The sequence below is a fragment of the Methanobrevibacter sp. TMH8 genome, assembly GCF_020148105.1.
In the GTDB taxonomy this organism is placed as follows: Archaea; Methanobacteriota; Methanobacteria; order Methanobacteriales; family Methanobacteriaceae; genus Methanobinarius.
Genome location: NZ_JAHLZE010000025.1, coordinates 1 through 10,692, shown reverse-complemented (window position 1 = coordinate 10,692; position 10,692 = coordinate 1). Strand labels below are relative to the sequence as shown.

9 protein-coding genes are annotated in these 10,692 nt (G+C 26.7%); 4 read left to right on the top strand and 5 right to left on the bottom strand.

The annotated features are described in order from the left end of the window. On the top strand, positions 1 to 211 hold a 211-nt coding region (locus tag KQY27_RS05425), incomplete at its 5' end, for a hypothetical protein (protein WP_224425562.1). Positions 212 to 613: 402 nt separating this feature from the next. On the opposite strand, the gene KQY27_RS05420 is transcribed toward KQY27_RS05425, so the two are convergent. Beyond that, positions 614 to 2,158, bottom strand: a complete 1,545-nt coding sequence (locus KQY27_RS05420) for a radical SAM protein (RefSeq protein WP_224425561.1) — start codon at positions 2,156 to 2,158, stop codon at positions 614 to 616. Positions 2,159 to 2,317: 159 nt separating this feature from the next. Further along, complete coding sequence (locus tag KQY27_RS05415; RefSeq protein ID WP_224425560.1) at positions 2,318 to 3,895, bottom strand: radical SAM protein; 1,578 nt, start codon at positions 3,893 to 3,895, stop codon at positions 2,318 to 2,320. A gap of 733 nt (positions 3,896 to 4,628) precedes the next feature. On the opposite strand from KQY27_RS05415, the gene KQY27_RS05410 reads away from it, so the two are divergent. The 3 genes from KQY27_RS05410 to KQY27_RS05400 all read left to right on the top strand — a co-directional run bounded on the left by KQY27_RS05410 (position 4,629) and on the right by KQY27_RS05400 (position 7,930). After that, positions 4,629 to 4,976 (top strand): metalloregulator ArsR/SmtB family transcription factor, encoded by a 348-nt coding sequence (locus KQY27_RS05410; RefSeq protein WP_224425559.1) that lies wholly within the window; start codon positions 4,629 to 4,631, stop codon positions 4,974 to 4,976. Further along, entirely contained in the window at positions 4,966 to 7,215 is a 2,250-nt protein-coding gene (locus KQY27_RS05405; RefSeq protein WP_224425558.1) for a cation-translocating P-type ATPase, read from the top strand. Before KQY27_RS05410 ends, KQY27_RS05405 begins: the two co-directional genes overlap by 11 nt. Before the next feature lie 130 nt (positions 7,216 to 7,345). Then, entirely contained in the window at positions 7,346 to 7,930 is a 585-nt protein-coding gene (locus KQY27_RS05400) for an isoprenylcysteine carboxylmethyltransferase family protein (RefSeq protein ID WP_224425557.1), read from the top strand. Positions 7,931 to 8,092: 162 nt separating this feature from the next. Here KQY27_RS05400 and KQY27_RS05395 read toward each other — a convergent pair whose 3' ends face one another. The 3 genes from KQY27_RS05395 to KQY27_RS05385 form a co-directional block, all read right to left on the bottom strand. Continuing rightward, positions 8,093 to 9,286: a TIGR00375 family protein gene (locus KQY27_RS05395; protein ID WP_224425556.1), complete on the bottom strand. Its 1,194-nt coding sequence runs from the start codon at positions 9,284 to 9,286 to the stop codon at positions 8,093 to 8,095. Positions 9,287 to 9,508: 222 nt separating this feature from the next. Next, on the bottom strand, positions 9,509 to 9,805 hold the full coding sequence (locus KQY27_RS05390) for a putative quinol monooxygenase (protein WP_224425555.1): 297 nt from the start codon (positions 9,803 to 9,805) through the stop codon (positions 9,509 to 9,511). A 227-nt stretch (positions 9,806 to 10,032) separates the two neighbouring features. After that, positions 10,033 to 10,692 (bottom strand): zinc-binding dehydrogenase (locus KQY27_RS05385; RefSeq protein ID WP_224425554.1); only part of this gene is annotated, 660 nt, incomplete at its 5' end.

Here is a 10,692-nt window from a genome sequence, read left to right as displayed (position 1 = left end):
TTTCCATATGAGAAACGGAGTTAAAATCAAAACCAAATACATCAAAATCAAATCAATAGCTCCAGGAAAGAAAATATCAATAATCGTCAGCTACTTCCCAGACAAAGCAAACCACAGATACTGCATAGCACACTTCCAAATTGACCCAAAAAACAAAAACAAAGAAATAATATTAGCTAACAACAAAAAATCAATTAGCTTAAAACACTAAAAATAAAACCAAAACAATTCAAAGGATAAATTAACTCTTTTTATCCTTTCTTCTATTTTTTATTTATTACTTTTTTTATTTTTATTTTAAACTTTAAATTTTTTAATTAAATTTAATCTATAATTCAATGATAATATAATTGACTTATTAATAATTGATAAATCAACTAGATAAAAATTATATTATTTTTAATATTATTAGCCATAAGGAATAATTTAAATAAAGAAATTTAGCTATTTACAGCATAATAAGCTTTAATTTTATTTATTCGATTACTTTTCTAAAAGATCATAAAATAAATATAAAAATATCAAAAAATGCAAAAAATAATAAATAAAAAAAGTAAAAAGAACTATATCCCAAATATACTAATAAACCAATTAATTGTCATGAAAGAGAGCATTATTCCTCTTTAAGTGCATTATACCATCCTTTAGGAGTTTCTTGTCTAAAAATTGGTCTGATAAAACTCCTATGAATTGTTTGAAGGAGAACTTTAAACATATTTCTATGTTTAATAAGATATTTTGGTCTTGTATAAAATTTAATATATGCTTTAGCTAATTTTCTCTCAACGAAGCTTTTACTTAAACCCAACTTTTCATAATTAATAACAGATTTAAGAACTGTATAATCATCCCATCCATTTGTGGAAAGGAGATTTCCATCATTTAATTGTGAATGTATGGGCGTTCCTGGAAAAGGAGTTAATATAGAATATTGAGAATAATCTGGATCTAACTCTATGGAAAAATTAATGGTTTCATCCATTTCTTTAGAAGTTTCACCAGGATATCCTAAAATAAAAGAGCCAATAACATCAACACCTACTTCTTTAGCAGTTTTAAAAGCATCTCTAGCTTGTTGCAGAGTAATTCCTTTTTTCATAAGATCTAACACTCTTTGAGACCCAGATTCCACACCACAGTACAAAGTTTTCATACCAACATTTTTAAGAGATTCTAAAAGTGATTTATCAACAGTATTAACTCTTGAAGAAGCTACAAAACTTACATCAATATTTCTTCTCTTAATTTCATCGGCAATTAGTTTAGCTCTTTTTTTATTTAACATGAAAATATCATCTAAAAAAGCAACATCCTTAAGACCATATTTATCAACTAAAACTTCCAATTCATCAACTACATTATCTGGACTTCTTGTTCTGAATTTTTTACCCATTATAAGAGAAGATGAACAATAATTACAAGAATAAGGACAACCCCTACTAGTTATCATTCCTCCAGCTTGATTGGATAATTTATATGACTTGAATGGGATAAGATGTCTTGCAGGGAAAGGTAAACTATCTAAATCTTTAATCAAAGGACGAGGTTCATTAATTTTAATTTGTTCACCGTGAAATCCTTCATTATGATTTCTACCCTTATAAATTCCATCACTAGAAATCCTATCAATATCAACATTATTACTATCAATCGCAGCACTATCAATTCTGCCACTAGAAATCCGATCCCTATAAACTATTCCTTTAATATCAGAAAAATTTTCAATATTCTCATAAATTGAATATTTATCAGCCACTTCAACTAAAGTTTCTTCACCTTCACCTATTACAACTACATCAAGGTTTGGTTCTTCATTTAGAGTTTCTACAGGTAAAAAAGTACTATGTGGGCCTCCAATAACCGTTAAAGCATTAGGTAATTTTTCTTTAACAGCTCTAATATATTTTAAAGATTCTTTTATAGTAGCTGTAGTAGCTGTAACTCCTACAACTAGAGGATCTATTTTCGAAACAATATTTGAAATTTTCTCAGACCCTTCCTGATACAAATCATCATCTAATATTTTAACAGAAAAAGAATTTTCTTCAAGCATTCCACCAAGATACATCAAATTTAAAGGAGGTACATTTAATCCTAAACCATTTTTAACAGCAGTATTATCAATTGGATTTATTAAAAGTACATCATAATTACTCATATAATCACCCGTGACAGTTTAATTATATATCAATTTAATTTTCCAGTCACTATTTATCATTAATATTATTATTTCAATTATTTATTACAATATTTTATAAATTAATACTTTTAATCAATATTTACAAATCAATATTTAAAATTAATATCAATCGATTAATTATTTATTAAAATCAAGTATCAGATAATCTTCACTAGAATCAGCAGCTACAGACACTTTTTCTTCAACTATTTTAGATTTCAAAATATCCCACTCTTTTTGATTATGAGTACATCCAGGATCAGGAGCTAAAATGTCTCCAAAATAATTATAAGCTCTGGCTCTGCAACCTCCACAAATATTATGAGAATCACATACTCCACAATGGCCTTTGAGAATTTCTTTATTTCTGAGCTGTTTTAAAGTATTATTATTCGCCCATAAATATTCAAAATCATCAGTGATGATATTTCCTAATTTTACATCATCATCATGAGGGAAAAATACACATGGAAACATATCCCCATTAGGTTCAATATTCATATAAAACCTTCCAGCACCACAGCCCCCAATAAAATCAGCTAATTGGGCTATCATAGGATTACTATATTCTGCATTGTAAAAATGAGTTGGAATAATATTTGAATCATCATCAATATTATTATTGTTTGAATTTATATTGTCAACAACTGATGCATATTGCGGGGCTGTAGAGAGAATCTGCATATCATCACTATTTTTACTATAAGCATTAACAAGAAGATTTTCTCGTTCTTGTGGTGATAGGTCTAAATCTAAAATTTCTGCCCCATTTCCTGTAGGAATAAAATTATATAACATAAACCAATCAATACCGATATCTTTTAAGAAATCAATCATTTCTGGAATTTCATCAACATTATGTTCAGTTACAGTAGTTGCTACCTCTACAAAAATACCCATATCTACAAAATTTTCTATTGATTGAACAGCTCGATCCCATGCCCCATTTACTTTTCGAAAAGAATCATGAGTTTCAGGATTTAAACCATCTAGACTTATTTGAACAAATTCTAACCCATTATCAACAAATTTACTAGCTTTTTCCTTATCTTTCAATGTATAACCATTAGTAGCAATAGCTGGAAACATTCCATTGTCTTGAGCTGAATTAATAAAATCTAATATATTTGGATGAATAGTAGGCTCACCACCAGAAAAAGCTATTGAAGTAACTCCAACCTCTCCCATAACTTCCAAACTATTAATAATTTGATCTTTTGAAAGTTCATCTTTTCGTTTAACTGATGCTCCTTCATAACAATGAACACATCGCAAATTACATGCATTTGTAATATTCCAAACAATTTGGAAAGGAGCTCCTGGAACAAAAGGTTTATTAACCCCAAAAAGAGCAATACCTTTAATAACACTTGTTAAACCTTTTATCCAATACTCATCAGCCATTGCTTCTTTAAGTTCATCAACAGTCATACCAAAACTATTGGCTCCTTTTTTAACAATGTAACCTACAGCTTTAGATAAAACTTTACAATTAAAACAAACATCATCTTTTTTACCCAAATAATATTTTAATGAACTTTCAAGCTTAGAAGAACCATCTTTTTCACAATACTCTAGAGTTTTTTGAAGAATACGGCTTGAAACGGGATTATCAGCAACTTTTTTAAATAAACCAATCATATCCCCTAATTCTAAACCATTTGAATTATCATATTGATTATCAGCATCATAATTATTGTTATATTGATTTTTCATAGAAACATCCCCTGTAATATATTAAATTTATTAATAAGAAACAATTCTTAAAAAATTAATTTAAAAAAATTAATTATTTAAAAATTAACAATATCCATAGATAATTGAAAAATTAAGCTATGGAATAGATTTATGACTAGCAGAGCATTATTATAAGTATATTACATATTATAATAATCTACAATCATATATTATTGAATTATCCTACTATTAAATATGCTAAGATAATTTCATATTACCGACTCAATTAAATATTAATTTAACTGTTTTATTTATCTATAAATGATAATTGCAAAATTTTTTAATTATCTAAGTTTAAATAAAGAATATTTATTATAGAAAAATAATAAAATTGTTAAATATAACTCTATTTAAATGCAAATTATCAATACAAAACAGAAATCTGTACATATGTGTTAAAAAGAATATAAAAAAAACTCAAATTAATGAGGTTATATACAGAATTCTAATAAAATATGATATTAATATATGTCATGATAATTATTTATAATTTACTATTTTTATAATATATTTTTAATAACATAATTTTATATTTTTATTATTTTTAAAAATTATATTTTTAAATTTATTTTTAAAATTATACTTCTAAAATTAAATTTTTTATAATTTCATAAAATATACTATTTTTAATCAAATTTTTATAAAAATAAAAAAATAAAAAATAAATTTGATATAGAAACATTTAAATATGAACATATGAATATATACTCATATGTCAAATCAAGGTTGTGAAATAAAAAGTATTAGAGAAGGAGTTATTGAAGAAGTTACAGAAAAAATGTCTAGTGATGAAACATATCATGAAATAGCTAATCTTTTCAAGACACTTGGAGATTATAATAGAGTAAGAATATTATGTGCACTTAGCTATCAAGAATTTTGTGTTTGTGAGCTCTCATTGCTTTTAGATATGAGCCAATCGGCAATTTCACATCAATTAAGATTACTTAGAAATAAAAATATTGTGAAATTTAGAAAAGAAAATAAACAAATCTTTTATTCCTTACAAAACGAAGAAATTATATCAATGATAAAAAAGGCAGTTGATTATGAATCTTAAAAACAAAAATAATCGTTTAATTGAAGAAGAAAACTGTGATTGCAAAGAAGAAAATTCTAAAGAAGAAAATTGCAGCTGTGAAAATAAGCCTATAGAAGAAAAAAGCTGTGGTTGCGAAGATGAACCAGACAACGAAGAAAGCTGTGGTTGCGAAGATGAACCAATCAAAGAAGAAGATTGTGGTTGCGAACATGATCATGATGAACATCAAGGTTGTGGATGTGAACAAGGATTACTTGAAAATATAGATAAAATTGAAGAAAAAGACACAAAAAAACCATTAATTATACTTGGAATAGGAGTTATTATATTTTTAATAGGATACTTTGTGTCTACTTTAAGTTTTAATCTAGGTAATATTTTCAATCAAGATTTAATTTCTCAATTAATCTATTTAATAGTAGTAGTAATAGTTGGACAAGGCATAATAAGATATGGGATAAAATCATTACTAAAAAAGGAAGTTAAAATAGAATTATTAATGACTATAGCTACTATAGGTGCATTTCTACTTGGAGATGGAGGAGAAGGTGCATCACTAATTTTACTATTCTTCCTTGCAGAATATCTAGAAAATTATTCTTTAGATAGGTCTAAACGTTCACTTTCAACATTAGTAAAATTATCTCCTGATATAGCTACTGTAAAAAGAAATGTGGAAAATAAAACAAAAGAAATTGAAGTAAATGTAAAAGACCTTTCTATTGGAGATATTGTAATTGTAAAACCTGGAGATAAAATTCCAATAGATGGAGTTATTGTAAAAGGAATGACTTCAGTCAATCAATCATCAATTACTGGTGAAAGTTTAGCAGCTACTAAGTCTAAAGGTGATGAAGTTTATGCTTCTACTATAAATGAAGATGGATATATAGAAATAGAAGTTAGGAAAAAATCTAGTGAAACAATTTTTTCAAAAATAATTGATTTAATCAAAGAATCAGAAGAAAAAAAAGCAAAAATAGATCTTTTTGTAGATAAATTTGCTAAATATTATACTCCATCAATTATTATATTAGCTATGTTTGTAGCTATCATACCACCATTACTTTTTGGTCAGAATATTAATGAATGGGTTTATAGAGCATTGGTCTTATTAGTTATTTCATGTCCTTGTGCAATAGCTATTTCAACACCAGTTTCTATAGTTTCAGCTATTACAGCAGGAACTAAAAATGGTATAATTATTAAAGGTGGAGAATATATAGAGGAATTAGCTAAAATAAAAGCTATAATGTTTGATAAAACTGGAACTCTTACTGAAGGTAAGTTAGAAATAACTAATGTAAGTTCAATAAATGATTTCAGTGAAAATGAAGTGATAGGAATTGCTTCTATTTTAGAAAAAAAATCTAAACACCCTATAGCTAAAGCATTTGATGATTATATAAAAAATAAAAATATTGATACAGATAACACTGAGAATAACACATATTTAGAAGAAAAAGAAGTTCATAATTTCCAATCAATAGCAGGAAAAGGATTAACAGCTGAAATCAATGGAGAAACTTTTTATGTAGGTAAAAAAGAACTATTTGATTTCAATGATAATCTAAAAAATGATATTGATTCCTATTATAGTAGTTATAATGATTATAATAATAATTCTGATAAATCCGATAAATCTAATAACTTTGATAGTATAGGAAAAACTAGTGTTATTGTTGGAACTGAAAACAAAATATTAGGTTTCATAAGTTTATCTGATAAAATTCGTGAAAATGGTCCAGAAACTATTAAAAGTCTCAAAGAAAAATCTATTGAAACTATAATGTTAACTGGTGATAATTCAGCTACTGCAAAAACTGTAGCAGAAAACCTTAACCTTGATAATTACTATCCAAATCTTCTTCCAGAAGATAAAGTCAATATTGTAGAAGAAGTAGCTAAAGAATACAAAGATGTGGCTATGGTTGGAGATGGAGTAAATGATACCCCCTCCCTTGCAAGAGCTAATGTTGGAATAGCTATGGGAATGGATGGAGCTGATGTAGCTGTTGAAACAGCAGATATAGTTTTAATGCAAGATAATTTATCAAAAGTTGACTATTTAATCAACTTAGCTAAAAAAACTATGAAAGTTATCAAACAAAACATAGCTATCCCTCTAACTATTAAAGCTATTTTAGCCATATTAGGAGTTATAGGCTATGTATCACTTTGGGAAGCAATTTTGATTGGAGATATGGGACTAACATTACTAGTTGTAGCTAATGCATTGAGAATTGGAAATAACTAATTTTTTAAGAATTAAAAAATTAGGAAAATTTGAAAATATGAATATAAACATTACAAATGGAAAAAATATTAAAAATATTTGTATTTTCAAGTCTTAAAAATTGAAAATTTTAAAAATGGGGGATAAAAATATGCCAAACATTCTTGTAATAGTAAGTTTGTTAATTTTTTACACACTTTTCATAGGAAGAACTTTATTACTATCAAACACAGGAATTAAAGTAATTGTTTTAGGTAAAGATTCAAATAAACTAACTAGCTTATTAGAAAAATTAACATTTCCATTTTTAATATTATGGACTATTTTAATTTTATTAATATCTTTAAATGTTCAAATTCCAATTATATTTGACACAATTCTAAAAAATAGCTATTTAGAATATATTGGAATAATATTATGTTATATAGGATTAGTGATCTTTTTAATTGCTTTAATTTCTTTTGGAAATTCATGGAGAGTTGGAATCGATTCAGATAATCAGGGCAAACTAGTTAAAAATGGAATATTTAAATATTCAAGAAATCCTATATTTTTATTTATGGACATGTACTTTATTGGTATTACATTAATTTATCCAACAACATTGTTTATAATAATGACCTTAATATTTATTATTGGAGTTCATAAACAAATTTTAAATGAAGAAAAGCATCTTCTAGCTATTTATAAAGAAGATTACAAAAATTATAAAAAAGAAACAAGAAGATATTTATAATTTTATTAATATTTTGAATAGCTAAATTATAAAATAAATTTATTTGAAGAATTATTTGATTAAAAATATTACATATATAAAGTCAGATAATGAAAAAATAAAAATATAAAAATAAAAATATAAAAATGAAAATATAAAAAAAGTAAAAAATTATTTAATGTTTTAAAAATTATCTAAAGTTACTTTATCAGATTTTTCTACTTTTCTTTCTTCTAATTTTTCTTCAAAAGAGATTTCACCATATTTGCCTCCACCACCAGGAGAAATATGTAGTGATTTATTTCTAAATGCTTCTATGCCTGGAACTATCTCTGGATTTATATTAGCTATTTTATCAATTGGAGTATTTATTAATATTTCAATTTCATTTCCAATATTATCAATCAACTCTTTCCACTTACCTTGAACTGTTTTTGTTGTGACTCCTTTATCATAGACCATACTAATGATTTCAGCTAGTGGCATTAAATGTATGTAAGGTGGGCGAAAATCAGGGTGATGTGGTTTGTCCCAAGTAGCTATTTGTGAGATTCTGAAATCTACTCCTTTTTTTATAGTGCCTCCACAACTACATTTCATCTTATTTTCTATAGCTAATTCTGGATCAATTAACTTATAGCACTTAGTACAGGCAGTCATATGATACTTTCCTAAGTTTGCAACTAAACCATAGTTTGCTTTGATTTTGTTATTTTTAATCGAAGATTTAAGAGAGGAAAATGAAATATCTTGAAGTTCGATTTGATTAAATTCTCTACCTAATCTATGTGGCCATGGAGAATGTGCATCAGAATTTGAAAGAAATGGGATATCTTGTAGCTCTTTGATTGTATCGGCCATATCAGTATCTGCAGATAAACCAAGTTCTAAAAAATCAGGTTTTTGACCATAACAATCATAAATACTATCAAATGTTTTATACATTCCAGTCCATGGAGTAAAAGCATGAGCAGGCCCAATCAAACAATCATATTCTTTGACTAAGTCCATTATTTCTATTCCATTCATCTTAGTTCTCGGACGACCATCTTTATATTTGTTTGTAGATACTAATTTATCCCCTATTTCCCTAGCTATTTCAATTGTTGGAATAAATATAAGGTGATGAATTTTCTTTTCTCCTTCTATTTCAGTTGTAAGTACAAAGTCACAGTCATTAGTTGAATAAACACCATCCCCAATATATTCAGTACTATTCTCAATTATATCTAACCAACCTGGATGAAGAGCATCCCCAGTTCCCATTAGTTGAAGTCCTTTTAGCTTTGCTTGAGGAGCTATATTATCTATTACCATGTCTTTTGAACTTGCCATAGAAAAACAGCTATGGACATGTAAGTCTGCATTGACAATCATGATATAATATTAGATTATTTTAGTATATTAATATGGTGAAATAATATTAAGGTGAAATATTTTAAAATAAAATAAAAAGAATTATAAAAATAGGCACTGAAAATAAATAAAAATAAATAAAAATAAAAGATAATTTTTAATTTTAAGAGATAATTAAAAAATATATTTATAAAATATTTTAAAAAATAATTAAAAATATATTTAAAAATATATTAGAAAATATTATAAATCTATTTCTTCTGATGAATAAACAGAAATCTCTAAATTTTTAGCTAATAAATCTTCAATAGCTGAACCAAACTCTATAAAGTGAGGTTGATTCAAATGAGATTTTAAAAATTCTTCTGATTCCCATTTTTCAACAAATACAAGAATATTATCATCTTCAGTTGAATTATGTAAATTATAATCAATACATCCATCTTCAGCACGAGTAGCTTCAATTAATGTTTCTGCATTATTTACAATATTTTCAACCATACCATCTTTTGCTGTTGCTTTAGCTAAAACTATTAACATAAAATCCTCCTAATTCTAAAAAATTCACAGATTTAGTAATATAAAAATTGAAAAATTAATTAAAATTAATTAAAAATAATAAAATAGTAAAAATAATAAAATAATAAAATGATAAAATGATAAAAAATAGCTATAAAAACAAATGAATTTGTATATAGCTATAATATCATTAGATTTACCATAAATATTACTTATTAATATTACTATAAATATTTCCTTAAATATTACTATAGGTTTTCGTCGATTATGACTACTGGTTTGATTAGGTCTCTTGGTTTTTCTTTCATTAAGAGTAGTGCTTCTTCTATTTTATCAAATCCATGGAAAACATGTGTTGCCATAAGTCCAGGATCCATACGATTATGAGTCACAATATCAGCTAATCTTTCCATTCTTACCCTTCCACCAGGACATAAACCAGTAGCAAAGTCTTTATCAGCCATACCGAATCCCCATCCTTCACGACAGATAGGTAAAGTTTCCCCACTTCCAAAATAATTAATGTTTGAAATTACAGACCCTGCTTTTGCTGCTCTAACTGCATCTAACAATATATCAGATCCACCACCAGCTATAATCACAGCATCCACACCTTCACCATTAGTTGCTTCTAAAATCTGCTCATCAGTAGGTCCTTCTTTATATGATATCATATCAGTTGCACCATATTCTTTAGCTACTTCAGTTGCTTTAGGACGAGTTCCTACAGCAAATATTCGCCCAGCACCTTGTAACTTAGCACCAGCAATAGCTGCTAAACCAACAGGCCCAATACCAAGCACAGCAACAGAACCACCCATAGGAATATTGGCATTTTCAGCACCCATAAAACCAGTAGAAAGCATATCAGGAATCATCACAGCAGCTTCAAGAGACATACCCTCAGG

What these genes read in the sequence shown, in the direction of transcription:
- KQY27_RS05390 (WP_224425555.1), bottom strand. Translation starts at nt 9,805, where the DNA reads ATGTTAATAGTTTTAGCTAAAGCAACAGCAAAAGATGGTATGGTTGAA.
- KQY27_RS05410 (WP_224425559.1), top strand. Translation starts at nt 4,629, where the DNA reads ATGTCAAATCAAGGTTGTGAAATAAAAAGTATTAGAGAAGGAGTTATT.
- KQY27_RS05405 (WP_224425558.1), top strand. Translation starts at nt 4,966, where the DNA reads ATGAATCTTAAAAACAAAAATAATCGTTTAATTGAAGAAGAAAACTGT.
- KQY27_RS05400 (WP_224425557.1), top strand. Translation starts at nt 7,346, where the DNA reads ATGCCAAACATTCTTGTAATAGTAAGTTTGTTAATTTTTTACACACTT.
- KQY27_RS05415 (WP_224425560.1), bottom strand. Translation starts at nt 3,895, where the DNA reads ATGAAAAATCAATATAACAATAATTATGATGCTGATAATCAATATGAT.
- KQY27_RS05420 (WP_224425561.1), bottom strand. Translation starts at nt 2,158, where the DNA reads ATGAGTAATTATGATGTACTTTTAATAAATCCAATTGATAATACTGCT.
- KQY27_RS05395 (WP_224425556.1), bottom strand. Translation starts at nt 9,286, where the DNA reads ATGATTGTCAATGCAGACTTACATGTCCATAGCTGTTTTTCTATGGCA.